Here is a 17906-nt window from a genome sequence, read left to right on the forward strand (position 1 = left end):
ACCGCGCACCACGGCGCCCGACCTGAGCGGGCGCCGAACGGCCGGGCCCGGTACGCCACTTCTCGTGCGGTGGCGGACCGGGCCCGGCCGTAGGTCGTTCCGGCGGGCCTGTCCGGTCAGGGGAACGGGTGCGGGATCCGCCGGATCTCGTCCTCCGACAGCTCCGTGGCGCGCAGTCCGGCGCGGTGGGCGGCGGTCCGCAGCCGGGGCATCAGCAGCGCGCGCTGGCGTGTCCAGCCGAAGTCGATCGGCAGCAGTCCAGGCGCGAGCACACAGACGGTGCGCAGTCCCATCCACTCCTGCTCCGGAGTGGTCTGGTCGACCACGATCACATCGAGCCCGGCGCGGATCAACTCGTCACGGCACAGCGCCACGTCGTCGAGGAGATCCCCGGTGCGAGGACGGCCGGAGGACTCCCAGGACGCATAGATCCCGTCCGGGGGCAGGACGGCCCGTGGTTCGCGGTACGGCTTCACGTGCACGGCCGTCTCGGGCAGCCCGTAGAGCTGCGCGTGGTCCTTCAGATGCAGCACCTTCGTGAAGTCGGCGGCCATCGCCGTCAGTTCACCGTGCCGTTCGGCCACCTGCCCCGGCAGGTGCGGTATGTACGTCAGCACCTCCGACAGGGCTCCCTCCAGCGCCGCGACCGGGTCCAGTGAGGCGCCCGCGCCGAAGGAGTGCAGCCCGGGGCCACCGTCCCGGCGTACGGCCAGGCCGGTCACCACGGGCACGGCGAGGTCGATGCGGTTGTCGAAGGCGTGCACGTCGTAGCCCTGGAGCGCGGCCCGGTCGATCATGGCGCGGACGGTGGGGTCGCCGACCTCGGTGAGGTCGATCTCCGTCAGCGGCGTTCCGCCGTACCAGGCGAGCAGGAAGGCGTCGCGCTCGATCAGTTCGAGGAGTCCGCCGAGGACCGCCTCCTCCAGGCAACTGCCGATGGCGCAGCCGTTGGAGCACTCGAAGACGAAGTTGTCCGCGGCCAGCCCGGCGCTGTAGTGGACGAGCCGCGCGGGCACGAGCAGCGGGCGTTCGTCGCGCAGGGAGTAGCCCCACACCCAGGGGATCGGGCGGCCGGGGTCGAAGGGGTCGACGAGGGGGTCGTCGCGATAGGTCTCGGGGGAGTAGGACCCGCAGGCGGCCGGGTCGAGCGCCGCCTCCCCGAGTGAGTTGAAGGACGCCGTCAGCAGCGCGGTGCCGCGTCGCCGGTGGGTCCCGGCGTACCGTTCGAGCCCCTCCAGGAAGGCGAGGTCGCGGCTGGCGGAGAACCCGTTGGCCTGCCCGCTCCAGGTGACGTCGGTCAGTCCGGCGTAGCCGCGCATGAAGACGCTGCCCGCGACCGGCGCCGTGGTGGGTGAGGTCACGTTGAGCCAGGTCCCGGAGCCGAGCAGGCCCGTGACGGGGTTGGCCAGCGCGGCCGGCGCGAGCGGGTACGACGAGGCGGGGCGGAGGCGGTAGGTGTCGGGGGAGGGCTTCGGGCGCGGGAGCAGCGGCAGTTGGGCCGACTGACGGGTGTCCGACCCGCCTGTGCCGCAGTGCGGGCACAACGGGTCTGCGTACAGCGGGTAGGTGCGTGTGGTCAGCGTCGCCGTGTCCAGGCACGACACCTGGGGCAACGACCGGTCCGCGGCCGTCGCTCCGGGCGGCGCGCCCTCGGCGCGGTCGACGACGGCCTCGTGCAGGAGGTGCACGGCATCGGTGAGGAATGCGGGTTGGCCGGGCCAGTCGGGGCTGAGGGTTTGTGGGCTGCCGGTCTCCAGGGCGTCGCGTTCGGTGCGTGAGCGCAGCCGCTGCCAGCGCATCGCCAGGCAGGTACCGCAGGCTCGCCGCTCCGGTTCCCCGCCCCACGGGCCCACCAGAATCTGGCGTGCCGTCACATGCACGGTGGCGCACGGCCGTTCGGCCGCCCAGGGGTCACCCCCTGGTCCGCCCAGCACGTCACGTGCCCCGATCGGCACCACGGCCGGAGCCCGGCCGGGCGGGCGCCGCCCGGCCAGCTCCGTGCGCAGCACCTGCCGTGCCGCCTCCAGCGGCAGCCCCTCGGTCGACGTCGTCGTCATGTGCGGTTGCTCCAGCGGAAGGTCTTCAGGGCGACGGCCGCGCAGACCACGGTGAAGACGGCCAGGACGCCGCAGTCGACGGCGATGTCCCCGACGCTCCCCGACCCCGACAGGGAGCCGGTGAGGGCGTCGTTGAAGTAGCGCAGCGGCAGAGCCAGGGACACGGTCTGGAGCCACGACGGCATCATGTCCAGCGGCAGGAACGAACCGGACAGGAACGCCATGGGCACCATCAGGAAGTTCGCGATGGCGGCGACGGCCTCCGGGGTGTCCGCGTACGAGCCGATGATCACACCCATCGTGAGGAACGCCGTGATGCCGAGCAGCAGCACCGGCAGCGCGAGGGGCCAGCGGGAGTCCGGCTCCAGACCGAACGGCGGCAGCAGCGCCACGGCGAGGAACACCACGGCCTGCACGACACCGACGGCGAGTGCCAGGACGTAGCGCGAGGCCAGGACGGTGGGCAGACTCGTCGGGGTCATACGGATCAGCCGCAGCAGGTCGTCGCGGCGCCACTGCATCAGAGTGAAGGCGATACCGAACACGGCCGCGTTGCCGACACCCCACGACATCACGCCGGGCGCGATGTAGGAGATGTAGGGGCGGCCCGTCTCCTCCACGTCCTGGCCGCTGAAGATCAGCCCGAAGACGACCAGGAAGACCAGGGGGAAGGCGAAGGTGAAGAAGAGGGTGGCGGCGTCGCGGACCTGGGCCCGGTATCCGGCGGAGGTCAGTGCTCCGTAGGCGCTCATGCCCGGTGCTCCGTGTTCTTCGCGGGCCGGCTGTGCGAGTGCGGTTCGCCGGCGGTCGGGCTCGGGGAGGTGAGCTGGAGGTAGACGTCCTCCAGGGAGGCCGTTCGGGTCTGCACGCCGTCCAGTCCTCCCGCCGCGTCCAGGGCGGACAGCAGCGGCCCGGACCGCCGTGTCTCCAGTACGAGGCTGCCGCCGCGCAGTTCGGCCCGGTCGACGCCGGGGAGGGCGGCGGCCTCGGCGGCCGTCATACGGTCCGGGGGCAGCAGGACCGAGGTGGGCGCGCCGGCCGCGGCCACCAGCCCGCGCGGAGTGTCCAGTGCCGCGACGCGGCCCTCGACCAGGATCGCCACACGGTCGCAGAGGGCTTCCGCCTCGTCCAGGTGGTGGGTGGTGTAGACGATCGTGCGGCCCGCGGCCTTCAGGCCGCGCAGCACGTCCCACAGATCCCGTCGCGCCTGCGGGTCCAGAGCGGCCGTCGGCTCGTCCAGGAAGATGAGTTCGGGATCGTGGACCAGCGCGGAGGCGATGGCGAGCCGCTGGCGCTGGCCGCCCGAGAGGTTCTCCACCCGGGTGTCCCGCTGGTCCGTCAGCCCGACCGTCTCCAGGGTGCGCGCCACCGCGGACCGGTCCGCGCGGTACAGGGCGGCCACCGTCGCCAGGTGCTCGTGGGCCTTCTGACGGACGAAGAACGCCGAGGACTGGGTCTGGACGCCGATCCGCGGCAGCAGGTCGACATTGCGCGGCCAGGGGGCGTTCCCGAGCACACGGACGCCGCCCGAGTCGGCGCGCCGCAGACCCTCCATGATCTCCAACAGGGTGGTCTTCCCCGCCCCGTTGGGGCCGAGGACGCCGAAGAACTCGCCGCGGCCGATCCGCAGCGACACCCCGTCCAGCGCCCGCCGTGCGCCGTACCGCTTGGTCACCCCCTCGACGTCGAGGGCGGCGTCCGCCACGGGGTTGCCGGGGTCCGCCGGCACGGTTTCCGTCTCGGTCATCGAACAGCTCCTCGGGACAGGCCCGTCAGGGGGTCAGCAGGACAATCGCGGTGGTGACGGCACCGGCCGCGAGCAGACAGACCAGAACGGACGAGCCGATCCCGTATGCCAGGTACAGCACCCGCGCCCGGCGCGGGTACGCGGCGGCGGCCCGGGGGTCGCGCAGCCGCAGTCTCAGATAGCGCGCGCTCTCCGGGGCGTAGCCGGACACGCCCAGGGCGTGGGCGAGCATGGTGTAGCCGTCGAGCGGCGGCAGGGGCAGCAGGTTGACCAGCGCCTGCGCGCTGCCCAGCAGGAGTAGCCCGGACAGCACCCGGCGGGTGGGATCGTCCGTCTCCAGCGCCGCCCACCACACGGCGAAGGGCAGCAGGAACAGCAGGTTGGCGAAGGCGCCGGCGGCGCCGATCACCAACTGGTGCCTTCGGCGGGCGAGGAAGCGGTAGTTCTCCACCCGGCAGTACATGATCGCCACGGGCAGCCGCCAGCGCAGGCCGATCTCGCCGACCGTGCCGCCGTAGTGGCGGGCCGCGATGCCGTGGGCGAGTTCATGGCCCGCGGTGCTCAGCCACAGGAGGGTGAACACGCCCACCAGCGCGACCGGTTGCCGGAACAGCCACCCCGTGTCGTCCAGGAGCGTGGCCGCCGAGGCGGTGAGCGCGCCCTCCATGGTCAGGCAGAGTGCCAGCAGCGGCAGCAGCACAGCTGCGCGCAGCAGTGGGCGCAGCATGGCGTGCAGGCGCGTGGTGGTGGCCTGGGCGTCGGCGACGAGGCGCAGGCTGCCGCGCAGGAGCGTGCCCGTGAACGGCGGTCCGGGGGACGCCGCTGCCGCCTCGCCGGCCGGTGCTCCGGCCAGCAGCCGCTTGGCGCCCAACAGGCCCAGCAGCTGGCTCCAGTTGGCTTCTCCGAGCCGCCGCCCGAACGTGGCCGCGTAGTCGGCGCCGATCTCGCCCAGGTCCCGTTCGCCGTCCAGCCGGGAGATCAGGAAGTACTCCTTGGGGCCCACCTCGAAGGAGGCGCCGTCCAGGGGGTCCTTGATCAGGTGCACCGTGGCGGGACCCCGCAGCAGGGGCGGGCTGAGCAGGATCTCCGGCCGCAGCCGGGGCCGGTGCGAGTGGATCCCGGTGGCCTCGGGCGGCCTCATGAGGCGGCCTCCGCGTCCGTGCCGGCGCGCAGGACCCGCCCGAGGATGTGCGAGAGGTAGGCCTCGTCGCGGATGGTCACATGGAGCCGGTTGTTGGTCATGTGCATGTACGGGGAGAGCAGCAGGGGCAGGGCGACCGCGGGGTCTGTGACCCGTTCGTCGCGGGTGCCGTCCCAGGAGCGGAACACCAGCTCACCGGCCTCGGCCAGCCGTACCGCGCGCTCGCGCAGTTCCAGGCAGTGCGCCGCCCAGCCGCGCAGGAAGCCGGGCAGCCGGTCCAGCCGTCCGGCGGCGACGGCACCGCGGATCTCCGTGAAGCGGCGGCCCAGTTTCGGCGCGAGTTCGGCGTAGCTGCGGTCGTACTCGGTGGAGCCGATGAAGCCGGTGTCCGGGAACGCCTTGTGCCAGAACTCGTAGTAGCGGTCGAGGTAGTCGGCGAGTTCGGTCTCGTCGGGCAGGAAGCAGCCCGCCATCACCATCATCAACTGTGCGGACGTGCCGAGCAGTACGGTCCGCAGGTGCAGGTTCATCGTGCCGAACGCCTCGATGACCAGGTCACTGGAGTGCGCGAAGTGCCACTCCGCCAACTCGACGCCAGCGGGACCCCCGTACTTGCCGTACTCGGGCTCGTAGGGTTCGTACGACTGGGAGTTGTTGGGCCGCAGTCGCATCCGGCCGTCCTCGCCCAGGAAGTCCCCGCGCTCGCCCTCGGGGAACTCGATCTCGAAGAGGGCGTTGTAGAACTCGTTGAGGAACCCGGAGTCCACTTCGTACAGGGCGGGCCTGCTGCGCAGAAAGGTGCCGATCGCCGCTTCGGCGCGCCGGCGGACCTCGGCCGTCGCCTCCTCGGAGACGGGGCGCAGCCGCAGCCTGACGTGCGGGCCCTCCAGCCAGTAGTTGATGAAGAAGTGCCCGGCGAGCAGCCCGTCGTCCTTCAGCTCCGCGATCAGCGGGCCGACACAGTTCACCAGCATCGGCTGGGGGTTGGCGGCGTAGAAGACGTGGATGGCCTGCCACGCGCCGGGGGAGGGGGTCAGCTCGGACATGGGGCCTGCTCCTGGGTGCGAGGGGTCTGGGTGAAGGTCTCCACGGCCAGCTCCGCCACATGGCTGCCGCGCTCGGAGACGACGTGCAGGCCGTTCTCGGCCGGGAGCATCTCGCGCAGTTCCACCCGGTCCTCGGGGGACTTCACCAGCGCCTCGAACGCGGCCAGCGACAGGGGACTGTCGAAGTCGACGTACTGCGGCTTGGCGCCAGCGCCGCCCCGCGGGCCGCCGGCGACGGTGGCGAAGACCCGCGCCGGGAGTCCGTGGTCCCGGCGCCAGCGCCGCCAGGCCAGGAACACGTCGGTCTCGGCGGTGCCGGCGGGGAGCGTGGGCAGCGAGGCCGCGGTGGTCGACCAGCACTGCCGGGCGAGGACCAGATCGCCGTGGCGAACCCGCGGGCGGCGGGTGACGCCCCGGTGCGCGGGCCCCTGCGGCACTCCGGCCCACACGTCGAGCGGTGCCAGCGACGTGGGGGAGAGCAGCAGCAGGGTGCGTGCCGTCTCGGGCAGGGCGAGCGGCACCAGGTAGCCCAGGTAGACCGGGACGACCTCGCGGTCCAGGCGCGCGGAGCGCAGCACCAGCCGGTCTTCGCGCTCGTCGTGGCGCAGGTGGAGGTCGGCCAGCGGGATGCGCCGGTCCTCGGGGACGGAACTGGCCTCGCCCGGACACACGATCTGGTGGTCCGTCAGGCGTCCGTGGAGGTTGAGGTTGCTGGTGACGGGGCCGCCGGTGACCTCCGCGAGGACGGCGCCGGGCGGGGCGAGCCGGGCGGTCTGCTCACGGAGCGGGCCGGACAGTCCGGGACCGGCCGGCTCGTCCCAGACGTGGGTGAAGCGGCTGAAGGGGAACGACACGCCGCCGTAGGACCGGTTGAGGACCATCAGCGGTGCGCCGGCCTCCGTGGTCAGCTGGAGATGGTGGCTCTGCGGGGTGAACGGGGCGGTGAGGCCGTCCAGTTCGGCCGCGACGGCGTCGAGGTGCTCGGCCGGCAGCTCCAGGTCGCCGGTACCGGTGTGCGCCGCCCACAGCGCGCGCATCCGGTCGATGAAGGTCCGCCGTCCCCGGTCCAGCGTCCTGATCTCCGCCAGGCCCAGCCAGTTCTCCTCCGGGACGTACTCGCCCTTCGCGTCGAAGGGGACGCGCTTGGAACTGAAGGACAGGTACTGGTCGAAGAAGTCCTCGTGGAAGTCGTGCACCAGGCCCAGCAGGTCCTCGCAGCGGCCGCCTCGGCCGTAGCGGGCGAGGAAGAACCCCTTGAACGTGACGCGCTGGGCGAGGGTCAGGTCGAACGCCGGCAGGATCCGCTCCACCGAGCGCAGGGCGCCGCCGTCGGCGCCCGTCCAGGAGCCCAGGCCGATCGAGACATCGGCGCCGGCGTCGGCGTCCTCGTACACCAGGGTCTGCGGCAGGGACGTCTCGGTGGCGCCCAGGAGCCGTTGCGCCCGCTCCAGACAGGCGCGCACTCCGCTCAGCAGCGCCGTCCGCCCGGGTGTGTCCGCGTCCGGGAAGCGCTCCAGCAGCACTACGGCGTCGCCGAGTTCGGCGGCGAGCGCGTCCGCCCAGGGCCGGTCCAGCCCGCCCAGGCTCTCCCGGAAGCCGGTCAGCGGGTCCGGGGTGTGCACATCGGTGTCCAGGCACGGCACCCGGAGCATGCCCAGTTGCAGGAGCGCCGCCACGTACGACTCGCCCAACTCGGCGTCCGCGCCGTGCTCTTCGCACAGCCACTCGACCACCTCCCGGTACCGCAGCTCCCGTTCGCCCAGCAGGGCGATGAGCCGGTCCAGCGTGCCGCTGCGGCGCAGGAAGAACAGCCGGTCCTTCACCGCGTCGAAGGTGACGGCCGCGTCGTCGTCACCCGCGGTCACCCAGCGCCGCACGTACCGCACCCGACGGTCGTCGCCGCCCCAGCCGGAGGCCAGCCGCACCGGGAGGTCGGCCCGCAGCGCCGGGGCGGACAGCACCAGTTCGGCCAGACGCGCCAGCACGACCACGTTGAGCCGCACCTTGCCCCGCCACCGGTCCGCCAACCGCAGCCGCGGATCGGCGCCTTCGCCGAACTCGCCCAGCGCGACCCCGGTGAAGGTGCTGAAGGGGCTGGTCTTGCAGGCCGTGCGGTACACGTACGACAGTACCGAACGCTCCACCTTGCGCTGCCGTTTGTCGGGACGGGCGTTCGCGTCCAGCCGCAGATAGGGGCCGAGCCGCGCCTCCAGGGTCGGTGAGGCGAGCAGGAGCCCGTGCCGTAGCCGTTCCTCGCCCAGCAGGCCGCGCAAGGCCGCACGGGAACGGGCCAGTTCGGTGCTCAGCAGGTCCGGCCCGGCGCCGAGCAGTTCCGTCAGGGCACGGCGGTCCTCCACCCACTGTCCCGCCCGCCGGGCCACGGCCGGGTGCAGCTCGGTGAGCAGATCGAGGGCCGCGGCGGGATCGGCGGGCAGCCGGTTGTTGAACACGTCCCGGCGCAGCGTGAGCAGCCGGCGCCGGGCGGCCCCCTCCGCGGGGTCCGCCCGGTCGGCCGCGGGCATCAACGCGTGCAGCAGATCGCTGAGTTCACCGCCCCGGTCGGTCAGGTCCCGCTCGGCGGCCAGGACCTGCTCGGCCCACCGGGCGGTGTCGGGGCAGCGCAGGTCACGTACGGATTCCACGGGCAGGCCGGCCACCCGCAGGAGGAAGCGGCGGCCGGGCTGCCAGCTGGATGTGGGTGTCACGGCGGATTCCCCCGGTCAGACGAGCTCGGAGCGGAAGTCGGCGGGCCGCGGGCGCTCATGGCCCAGCAGCATGATCAGCAGGGGTGCCTCCCCGGTGCCTTCGAGCCCCAGCTCCTCGATGTAGGAGATGTTGTCGAAGCCGAGGGCGACACCGGCGCCGAGACCCAGGGCGGAAGCGGCGGTGTAGAAGGTCTGGGCGATGGCCCCGACGGTGGCGTTGACCAGCCGGTAGCCCCGGTCGCCGACGGCGTCGAGGACGGCGGTGGTGCGCAGCGTGGGCACCAGGACCGCACCGGCCTGTTCGAGGTTGTAGTTGGACAGGAAGTAGTTGTCCTGGAGGAAGCGGCCCGGAGGGCCCGGCACCACCGGACGCAGGGTGTGGCTGTCGGGCTCGTAGGCGTAGGCGCCCGGTTCGATGCCCTCGACATGGTTGACGAAGGCGTACAGCCGGCTCAGTGGGGGACTCCCGACGGGTTCCGCGTCGCTGTCCAGGCGGGTCGCCGCGCAGGCCGCCAGCGTCGCGGCGAGGTGCGGGGCGGTCGTCGGCACGGTCGCGTCGAAGCGGCCGAAGCTGCTGCGGCGCGAGCGCAGCGCGGCCCGCACACTGACGGCGGGGAACTCCGCGGGCGGCAGGGGCACCGCATCCCCCGCCCCCGCGAGGGCGGCGGGAGCGCTGTCGGCGAGCGCTCCGGGCGCGGGCCGGTCGGCCGCGTGCTCTGCGGTCGCCCGGTGAATGCTGCGGAGCGTCTCGAACTCCAGCACCCTGCGCGACCGTTCGACGTCCGCGCGGACCACGGCCGCGCCGCCCGCCGCACGGGTCAGCGCCTCCAGGTCGCGCGGACCGTCGGCCGGAGTCGGGTCCCAGCGCAGCGGGACGACGGCGAACAGCCCCTCCTCGTCGCCCAGTCCGAGCAGACGGCTCAGGCGCGCCTCGTCGAACCACAGGGCGGGCGCCAACGACAGGCCCCGCGCCCGCGCCCACATCCGCCACGTCTGCACCAGCGCCCCGACGTCCATGGTCACGGCGTGGAAGGAGAAACTGTTGTACTTGAACGCGTTCTGCCAGTACTTGACGCCCAGCACCAGGTACTGGTCGGTCGCCTCCCCGTGCGCCCCGAGGGCCGCGCGGACCTCGCCGCTGACGTCACCGGCGAGGAGCCGGCGCATCGCGTGCCGGGGCGGGGAGTAGTGGTGGACGCCGGGGGTGAGCGGTCCGGACGGTCCGGCGATCCAGTAGACGCTCACCGGGTACAGGCCCCCGCCGGAGGCGGTGCCCCGGGACCAGTTGGCCTGGGTGTAGTGGGGGAGGGCCCCGAGATCGGTGTTGGCCTGCACTCCGAGGCGGCGGCCGGTCAGCCCGTAGGAGTCCAGCAGCATCCCGGAGAGCAGCGGCAGCGAGAAGTGCCGGTCCGCGACCGGGGCGGCGCCGGTCAGACAGCCGGCCGCGACCGTGGCGTCGCCCGGGTAGGGCGTGTCGGGCAGCGGGAAGGTCTCGGCACCCGGGTAGTGCTTCGTCTTGCGCGGCCGGTCCGACCAGTCGGGTACGAAGTCGGCCGGCTCCATCGGGATCCGGCCGCGGTGCATGATGGCCGTCGCGTACTGATGGGCGTAGCCCACGGGACTCTCCTTCTGCTGGGCACGGGGTGCGGGCGGTCAGGGGAACGGGTGCGGGGCCGGGTTGAGGTCGTCGGCCGTCAGGTCCCGCTCGCGCAGGCCCGCCTCGCGCAGCGCGGTCCGCAACCTGGGCATGCCCAGGGCGCGTTGACGCGACCAGCCGAAGTCGATGGGGAGCAGCCCGGGGACGAGCACGCTGAACGTGTGCAGTCCCAGGCGTCGTTGCTCGGGCAGGGTCTGGTCGACGACGACCACGTCGAACCCGGCCGAGGTCACCGCCGTGACGCAGCGCTCCAGGTCCTCACGGAGGTCCGGGGAGACGTGGGCACCCCGGGCGTCGGGCCACGCCAGGTCGGCGACGGCGAGCGGCGGGCTCCCGGTCGTCGCGCGCAGCAGGAAGTCGGCGTGGACGCCCATCTCCGGAATCCCGTACACGAGCGGGTGGTCGTGGAGTGCGGTGACCTTGGAGAAGTCCTCCGCCATGGCCCGCAGCCGGACCTCGTCGCGTTCCGTGCGGCCCTGGAGGTTGACGGCGTCGGTGGCGATCTCGCAGAGCGCCGCGTCCAGGGCGGACTCCGGGTCCAGGCCGGCGCCCGCCCCGAAGCACATCCGGCCGAGCCCGCCGTCGTACCGTTCGGCGACGCCCGTGACGACGGGGATCGGAAAGCTGACGCGGGTGTCGAAGAACCGGGCCCGGTAGCCGTACATCGCCAGTCGCTCGACCATGTGCCGGGTGGCGGGGCGCGTGCTGGTCGCCGGGTCGATCTCGGGAAGTGCCTGCCGGCCGTACCAGGTGAGCAGGAAGGCGTCCCGTTCCACGACCTCCATCAGGCCGAAGTAGACGGCCTCCTCCGCGCAGCCGCCCGAGGCGCAGCCGTTGGAGCTCTCCTGCACGAACCGGTTCTCCAGACCGGGCGCGTGATAGTACGTCAGGATCTCCGGGACCAGCCGGGGTGTGCCGTCCCGCAGGGAGTGGCCCCACACCCAGGGGATCACCCGGTCCGGGGCGAAGGGCGTCACCCGCGGGTTCGCCCGGTGGAAGGCGGGCGAGTACAGCCCGACGAGCCGCGGGTCGACGGCGTCCGGCCCGAACGCGTCGAGGCTGCCGCGCACCGTGGTGAGCTTGGAGCGTGAGCGCATGCCCGCGTACCGCTCCAGTCCCTCCAGTACGCCGATGCGGGCGCTGGTGCCGAACGAGGCGGCGTGCCCGCCCCAGAACGTCTCCCGCAGGTAGTCCCCGGACCGCATGGAGAAGCAGCCGATGGTCGCCGAGGTGGAGGTGGACGACACATCGAGGACGACGGAGGGGCCGAGCGCCCCGAACACGGGGTTCGCGAAGGCGGCCACGTCGATGTCGTACGCCTCGATGGGCCGCAGCCGGAAGGAAACCACCGCGTGCTTCGGCGCCGGTGACAGAGTGAGCGCGGCACCGGCTGCCGTGTCGGGCTCGGGCGCGGCGCACTCCGGGCACTGCGGGTCCGGGACCAGCGGATAGTGACGTACCGTCAGGGATCCCAGGTCCAGCACGGCGACGTCCGGGAACGGCTCGCGCACCGGATGGCCGGCCATCCGCGCCACCAGCGCGGCGAGGGCGTCCGCGGCGAACGGGACGGCGTACGGCCACGGCCCGGACTCCCGCGTGGCGCCGCCCAGTTCGAGGGCGTCGCGCAGGGCCACGGAGCGGACCGCCTGCCAGCGCCGGGCCAGGCACCGCGGACAGGGCGAGGTTCCCGGGGTGAGCGGACCGACGATCGCCTGCCCGGCGTACAGGTGCACCGGTACCGCGCCCGCCGCGCTCTCGCCCCGCTGACCGGTGTCGGCGAACGCGTCGACGGAGCCCAGACCGCGGACCGCCACCCGGACGCCGGGGTGTCCCTGACGGTCCAGGGCCGCCCTCAGCAGGCCCGTCATGAGGCGGACCGCGCTCGGCTCGGCGACGTCCGGCGGCCGGGTACCCGGCCCGGCGTCCGGCGCGCCGACCGTGAGGCTAGCCGACACGCCCGGTCACCACGGTCAGCAGGACCCGGACCACGTGGATGCCCGCCCGCTCCAGGTCCGCCGAACCGGCGGGCACCACCAGGGCGTCGCGGCCCTGCTCAGCCAACCGGAGCAGCACCTCGGCCCACCGCGCCGACGGAGGCTGCCCGGCCGGCACGGTGCCGTCCACGGACAGCGTGCGGGGATCGAGGTCGCTGAGCACGGGATCCCCGAACACGGTCTCCGCGCCCAGGGACTGCTGCTCCGCCTGGACCCGTGCCAGCAGCTCGCGCAGGGCGCAGGAGAGCGCGGTCGTCCGCGCGAGGCCGGCGCCCAGCGCCCAGCGGGCTCCGGACCGGGCCAGCACCACCGCGACCCCGGAGCGTTCCCGCTCGCCCAGGTCGAGGAGTTCCACCTCGACGCCGAGCGTGCCGGCGGAGCGCAGCAGGAAGGTCAGTTCGGGGTCGGCGTCGTCGGGTACGTCGACCCGGCGGGCCTCGGCGCCCCGCACCGCCCGCTGGAGCGCGTCGTGGGCGAGCGCGGACAGCATGCCCCGAGCGGCGGCGTCGGCCACGCTCGCGCCGGCGCGCAGTCCGGCGCTCGTCGCCTCGAAGAGCCGCCCGCCGTTGTCGGCGCCGAAGGGCCGCACGGCCGCCGAGGGCACCAGGAAGCGTTCCTTGGTGAGCAGGGACGTCGAGGCGACCCAGCTCCGGGCGTCCTGCGCGCCGAGGCCGGTGAAGAGGGCCAGGTCGGCCGGGGCGAGACGCGCGCCCTGGTCGGCGGCGGTGACGTACGGGGTGGGCACGACGTGCTCGGCGTAGCTCTCGGCGGCCCGGTGCAGCGCGCGCAGCCGGGCCCCGGCCACGTGGTGGACGTCGGCGGCCGCGACGCGCCGGGGCCGCCCGTGTCCGAGGCCGAGTTCGACGACGCTGAGCTTGAGGGGGGTCTGGGTGATGTCCTCGTCGTCGAAGCGGGTGAACACCCCGCTGTGCGGGCGCAGCAGCAGGGAACGGCGGTTGAGTTCCTCGACGAGGTCGTCCGCCTCGCGGGCCGTGTCCACGGTGGGCAGGGCCAGGGCCGTGATGTCCGCGGCGCCGAGGTCCACCTCCGGTGGCTCCACCGCCGTGTCGTCGGCGCACCACGGGCAGCGCGGGTGCGGCAGCAGCGGTTCGGCGGTCACGTCCAGCGACTCCGTGTCCTGGACGATCACCTGCCCGGCGGTTTCGGCTGGCAGGGCGCCCGTCGCCGCGCGGAACACCTCGTAGCCGAGGAGATTGCCGAGCATCGCGGCCTGCGGCCCGCCGGGCCGGGCGCCGGACGCGTGCGGGGCGCCGCCCGGTACGGCGAGCGCGCTCCACAGGTCGGCGGCGGCAGCGGAACCGTCGTTCGCTCCCATGCGCAGCACCGCGCACACCCAACAGCCGGCCGTACGCTCCGACATCGACGGCCCCACGACCGCGAGCCGTCCGAACGACCAGGCGGGCAGGAGCGTGCGGCCCGACGGCACGCCGGTCCGCAGCAGTTCGAGCACCACGCGCGCGCCCTCGGACCCGCCCGTCACCACCACGACGTCGTATCCGTCGAGCGACGCCCAGGTCAGGGGCTCCGCATCGGTCAACTCGGCTATCTCGACGGGGCAGTCGTCCGCCGCGGCCGTGGCCGCCTCCGCGTCGATCTCCGTCCGGTCGAGGCCGGGCAGGACGCCCAGAGCGCCGCCGCCGTTGCGGATCAGGCTCAACGCGCACCAGCGAGCGGTGAGATCGGTACCGATCACCGCCACGCGGGTGTCGCGGAACCGCTGGAAGCGCCGCGCGGGGTCGTCGGCGTAGTGGTCGGTGTAGGCGATCTGCGGTGCGTAGCGGCGTGCCACCGCGGCCGACGGCTCGGACGTTCCGGCGACGTCGTCGGCGGGCCGCCCGGGAACGTCACGGGCGAACCCCCGCTCGTAGAGCGTGCCGACGAGTTCGCCGACCATGGCGCGCTGGCGGTCGCCGAAGCCCTCGCAGATCTCGGCGACGGTGTGGTCGCCGTTGAGGTGCGGGACGAGCAGGGTGGCGAAGCGGTAGGCCGACTTGGCCGTCAGCCGGAAGCCGCCGTCGGCGTTGTGGAAGAGGACGCCGTCGGGGGTCTCGGTGAACAGGACGTCACGCCGGATGCGGGGGCGCGACGCCGCGACGGCTTCGTACCGTGCGGACTGCATGCGGGGATCACCTTTCGAGAGGACGGTGGGGACGGTGGGGGAGGGGGCCGCGGACGGCCGCGGTCAGCCGGCCGACGCGGTGCGCACCTCCGGGCCCGGCAGGGCGGCGAGCTGCCGACGCGCGTAGACACTGAGCAGTGAGTGGATGCGGTACGGCTTGGGCGGACCCTCCTCGATCAGTCCGGCGTCCGCGAGTTGTTCGAGCATCTCGTCCGGCACGCTGCGTGAACTCCTGACGACGGCACCGCGCTGCTCCGCGGCCAGGCGCAGGAACGCCTCGCTCAGCTCCGGGCTCAGCCGCCGCAGGGCGCCGTCGAAGACCTTGGACACCGACATGAGGGGCGCGTCGGCCAGGGACAGCCGGGCCGGTGGATCGGTGGCCAGCCAGTCCACGCAGTCACGGATACCGAGTCCCGGCCGGGTCAGCAGCCGTGCGGCGGCGATCCGCAGTCCCAGCGGGAAGTGCCCGCAGACCCGGGCGAGGGCGCGGGCCGCGTCCGGTTCCGCGGCGACCCGCTCGGCGCCGACCGTGGCGACGAGCAGCCGGTACGACTCCTCGTCGTCGAACGCGTCCAGCCGCAGGACGAAACCGCCGTGCGTGGCGACCAGGCTGGCCAGGCCACGTCTGCTGGTGATCACGGCGACTCCCTCGGCCGCTGAGGGGAGCAGCGGCCGGACCTGCTCCGCGCTCGCCGCGTCGTCGAGGACGAGCAGCCTGCGTCCGGCTGCCGAGTCGGGCGGCGGCAGTCGGTGGCGGGCCTCGTCCGCGCCGAGGGGTTCACCGTCGGGGGTGGTCAGAACGACCGTGAAGCAGCCGCCCGGGAATGCCTCCCGGGTGAGGTGGGCGGCTTGCAGGGCGAGGGCGGTCTTGCCGATGCCCGGGGCTCCGGAGATCACTACCGGCCCCGGCTCCTGACCGGTGAAGGTCAACGTGTGGTGCAGTGCGCCGAGTTGGATGTCGCGGCCGGTGAAGCAGGGGACCGGGTGGACGGCCGGCGGCGTGGACGGGTGCGCTGCCCTCGCGGCCGGGGCTGAGGGCGCGGCCGGGTCTTCGGCGGGTGCCGGAGCGGCCTGCGGAGGCGGTGCGAGGGTGTGCGGGACGGGGGCGGGGGCGGGGGCCGGGGTCTGCGGGGCCGGGTTGAGAGCCCGTGGGGGAGGAGGCTGGGTGGTCGGCGCGGGGAGGACGGCGGCGGGGTGGGTGTGCGACGCCGGGGCCCGGGGTGCCGGCGACTCGTTCGCCGCGCTGCGCACGGTGATCGCGGTCAACGGCTGGTGGTCCGTGGGGCCGCCCAGCTCCTCGCCGCGCAGGATCGACAGTTCCAGCCGCTGCAAGGGCGCGCCCGGGTCGATCCCGAACTCCTCCTTGAGGCGTTCCTTGACGGACCTGATCTCCGCGAGCGCCTCGGTCTGGCGGCCCGTCCGGTAGAGGGCCTCGACCAACTGCTCGGCGAACCGCTCCCGTTCGGGGTGGCGCCGGGCCGCGTCCCGTACCTCCACCAGTACTTCGCGACATCGGCCGCGCGCCAGCTCGATGTCGCACAGTCGCTCCAGCACGCTCAGACGTTCCTCGGTCAGCCGAGGTCCCTCGTCGCGATGGAGCATCCGCGAGGAGACGTTCGCCAGCACGGGCCCCTGCCACAGGGCGAGCGCCTCCTGGAGCGTGTGCCGTTCGGCGTCCGCGTCCCGGGCCGCACGGGCGGAGGCGACCAGCTCACGGAAGCGGACGAGGTCGAGGGTCTCTCGGTCCATCCGCATGCGGTAGCCGCCGGGTACCGCCTCGATCGTCTCGTTGGCGATGCCGTACTTCGTGAAGATCCGGCGCAGTCGGAGCACGCAGCTCTGGAGTGCCGCCCGAGCCGTCGCGGGCGGTTCCGCGTCCCAGACGGCGCGCAGCAGGTAGTCGGTCGAGACGACCGCACTCGGGTGGATGAGGAGGGCCGCGAGCAGACTTGTCGGTTTGGACGGCTGTAGCACGACGACGTCCTCGCCGTCGCTGATGCTGAGCAGTCCTAATAACAGGAACCGCATCCTACTTATCGCTCCGTTGTGTCAACGACCGGTCCGCGGACGGTCGCTGATCGAGCGCACGTCCGGGCCCGGAGAGAGGAAGGGTGAAATCTCGCGGGACGAATACCGGTTATGGGGGACCGGTGAGCACTTGAAGGCAATGGAATGGGGGTTGCTTCACTGCGGGAGTCGTGCGGCCCCTATTGGAGGCTTTCGTGTCAAGCGGCGCTCCATACTCTAGTGGCGAGATGCAGCCACGTCGATCCCCTCCGTTTGCGGGGATTGGGTGCGAGTGGCGAACACCTACCTGTTCCATGAATGCTGGACTTGTTCTCTTTGTCCGTTTGGATATCGTTCGGGGGCGCCGGAAAAGTGGTGATGATTGGGTAAAGTGCCTGTTGGGCGGAGTTTCCGGTGCGATTAGGGGACCGGTCTCGACCATTGGAAGCGGCGTTCTCGGGGCGCCCGGAAAAGTTGAACAGTATTCCGTTCTCCAGGGGTCCTTGAGTGTTTCTCCTTTGAGTGGCGCAATTTGGCGGCTGTCGACCGGCGTCCGCCACCGTCCCATCGGCCGATGGAATGCCGCGCTCCGCTCTCGTCGAGGCCCCAACGGAATATGAAGCCGATCTTTAGGTGACGTGTCGCGCGGACCAATGCGCACGAATCACCTGCGCCGCGACCGCGGTCCACTCCCTGATGTGAAGCGAGGCGACTTCGGATTCGGGCACCCGCTATTGGTGGGTGGTGAACAAGTGCCCGCCCGTCGACAGGGGCGAGGTGCCGCGAGGGTGGTGCCCCGCCCGGCCGGAATTCACCGCACGGTATTCCTTCCGAAGTGCCCCGGGGGCCGGGTGCGAGCGGGGCGAGGATGGCCGGAACGGGCTGCCCGCCGCGTCCGCTAGGCTACTTACCCGCCAGTAAGAAGGCTGTCCGTCAGCTCCGACCGACGCTGTGAGGTACCCGTGGGCTCCACCACCGCCCGTACGCCCGACCGCGCGGCCGATCCGTCCGCCGATCCCTCGGCCGATCGGTCCGCGCTCCAGCTCGCCGGACTGCTGGCCGCTGCCGGGGCCGCGCACTTCGTTCTGCCGAAGCCCTTCGACGCGATGGTGCCCCGCGTCCTGCCCGGAAGCCCGCGGACCTGGACCCGGTTGAGCGGAGCCGCCGAAGTCGCGGTCGCGGCCGCGCTGGCCGTGCCGCGCACCCGGCGCGCGGGCGGCTGGCTGGCGGCGGGTCTGTTCCTCGCGGTGCTCCCGGCCAACGTGCAGATGGCGATGGACTGGCGGCACCGCTCGCCGGCGCTGCGCACCGCCGCGTGGGCCCGCGTGCCGTTGCAGGTGCCCCTGGTGGTGCGTCGCGTCGCTCGGCGCCTCCCGGTTCGCCCGTCAGGTCCCGCCGCGCACCCTGGTCAG

General features: G+C 73.0%; 11 protein-coding genes. 1 reads left to right on the top strand and 10 read right to left on the bottom strand.

Annotated features, from left to right (window positions below):
* Positions 1–116 precede the first annotated feature (116 nt).
* From AB0E07_RS23440 to AB0E07_RS23485, 10 genes are all read right to left on the bottom strand, one after another.
* Positions 117–2057: a TOMM precursor leader peptide-binding protein gene (locus tag AB0E07_RS23440; protein WP_362255337.1), complete on the bottom strand. Its 1941-nt coding sequence runs from the start codon at positions 2055–2057 to the stop codon at positions 117–119.
* Positions 2054–2809: an ABC transporter permease gene (locus AB0E07_RS23445; RefSeq protein WP_362255340.1), complete on the bottom strand. Its 756-nt coding sequence runs from the start codon at positions 2807–2809 to the stop codon at positions 2054–2056. Before AB0E07_RS23445 ends, AB0E07_RS23440 begins: the two co-directional genes overlap by 4 nt.
* Positions 2806–3804, bottom strand: coding sequence for an ABC transporter ATP-binding protein (locus tag AB0E07_RS23450; RefSeq protein ID WP_362255343.1), 999 nt, complete (start codon positions 3802–3804; stop codon positions 2806–2808). Before AB0E07_RS23450 ends, AB0E07_RS23445 begins: the two co-directional genes overlap by 4 nt.
* Before the next feature lie 25 nt (positions 3805–3829).
* Complete coding sequence (locus AB0E07_RS23455) at positions 3830–4945, bottom strand: peptidase M50 (RefSeq protein WP_362255346.1); 1116 nt, start codon at positions 4943–4945, stop codon at positions 3830–3832.
* Positions 4942–5991 carry a lantibiotic dehydratase C-terminal domain-containing protein gene (locus tag AB0E07_RS23460; RefSeq protein ID WP_362255349.1) on the bottom strand — a complete coding sequence of 350 codons (1050 nt, stop codon included), beginning with the start codon at positions 5989–5991 and terminating at the stop codon, positions 4942–4944. Before AB0E07_RS23460 ends, AB0E07_RS23455 begins: the two co-directional genes overlap by 4 nt.
* On the bottom strand, positions 5979–8696 hold the full coding sequence (locus AB0E07_RS23465; RefSeq protein WP_362255352.1) for a lantibiotic dehydratase: 2718 nt from the start codon (positions 8694–8696) through the stop codon (positions 5979–5981). Before AB0E07_RS23465 ends, AB0E07_RS23460 begins: the two co-directional genes overlap by 13 nt.
* A 15-nt stretch (positions 8697–8711) precedes the next feature.
* Positions 8712–10313, bottom strand: coding sequence for a nitroreductase family protein (locus AB0E07_RS23470; protein WP_362255355.1), 1602 nt, complete (start codon positions 10311–10313; stop codon positions 8712–8714).
* A 36-nt stretch (positions 10314–10349) separates the two neighbouring features.
* A complete protein-coding gene (locus AB0E07_RS23475; protein WP_362255392.1) occupies positions 10350–12221 on the bottom strand; it encodes a TOMM precursor leader peptide-binding protein in 1872 nt (623 codons plus the stop codon).
* Positions 12222–12297: 76 nt separating this feature from the next.
* Positions 12298–14487, bottom strand: coding sequence for a TOMM precursor leader peptide-binding protein (locus AB0E07_RS23480; protein ID WP_362255358.1), 2190 nt, complete (start codon positions 14485–14487; stop codon positions 12298–12300).
* Between the two features lie 63 nt (positions 14488–14550).
* Entirely contained in the window at positions 14551–16515 is a 1965-nt protein-coding gene (locus tag AB0E07_RS23485; RefSeq protein ID WP_362255361.1) for a BTAD domain-containing putative transcriptional regulator, read from the bottom strand.
* Positions 16516–17456: 941 nt separating this feature from the next.
* On the opposite strand from AB0E07_RS23485, the gene AB0E07_RS23490 reads away from it, so the two are divergent.
* On the top strand, positions 17457–17906 hold a 450-nt coding region (locus AB0E07_RS23490), incomplete at its 3' end, for a MauE/DoxX family redox-associated membrane protein (RefSeq protein ID WP_362255364.1).

The sequence above is a fragment of the Streptomyces sp. NPDC048002 genome (assembly GCF_040653275.1).
GTDB lineage: Bacteria > Actinomycetota > Actinomycetes > Streptomycetales > Streptomycetaceae > Streptomyces.

Bases quoted from the DNA above. Each gene is read 5' to 3' on its own strand.
- AB0E07_RS23445 (WP_362255340.1), bottom strand. From the start codon at position 2,809: ATGAGCGCCTACGGAGCACTGACCTCCGCCGGATACCGGGCCCAGGTC.
- AB0E07_RS23450 (WP_362255343.1), bottom strand. From the start codon at position 3,804: ATGACCGAGACGGAAACCGTGCCGGCGGACCCCGGCAACCCCGTGGCG.
- AB0E07_RS23480 (WP_362255358.1), bottom strand. From the start codon at position 14,487: ATGCAGTCCGCACGGTACGAAGCCGTCGCGGCGTCGCGCCCCCGCATC.
- AB0E07_RS23475 (WP_362255392.1), bottom strand. From the start codon at position 12,221: ATGACGGGCCTGCTGAGGGCGGCCCTGGACCGTCAGGGACACCCCGGC.
- AB0E07_RS23440 (WP_362255337.1), bottom strand. From the start codon at position 2,057: ATGACGACGACGTCGACCGAGGGGCTGCCGCTGGAGGCGGCACGGCAG.
- AB0E07_RS23455 (WP_362255346.1), bottom strand. From the start codon at position 4,945: ATGAGGCCGCCCGAGGCCACCGGGATCCACTCGCACCGGCCCCGGCTG.
- AB0E07_RS23460 (WP_362255349.1), bottom strand. From the start codon at position 5,991: ATGTCCGAGCTGACCCCCTCCCCCGGCGCGTGGCAGGCCATCCACGTC.
- AB0E07_RS23485 (WP_362255361.1), bottom strand. From the start codon at position 16,515: ATGCGGTTCCTGTTATTAGGACTGCTCAGCATCAGCGACGGCGAGGAC.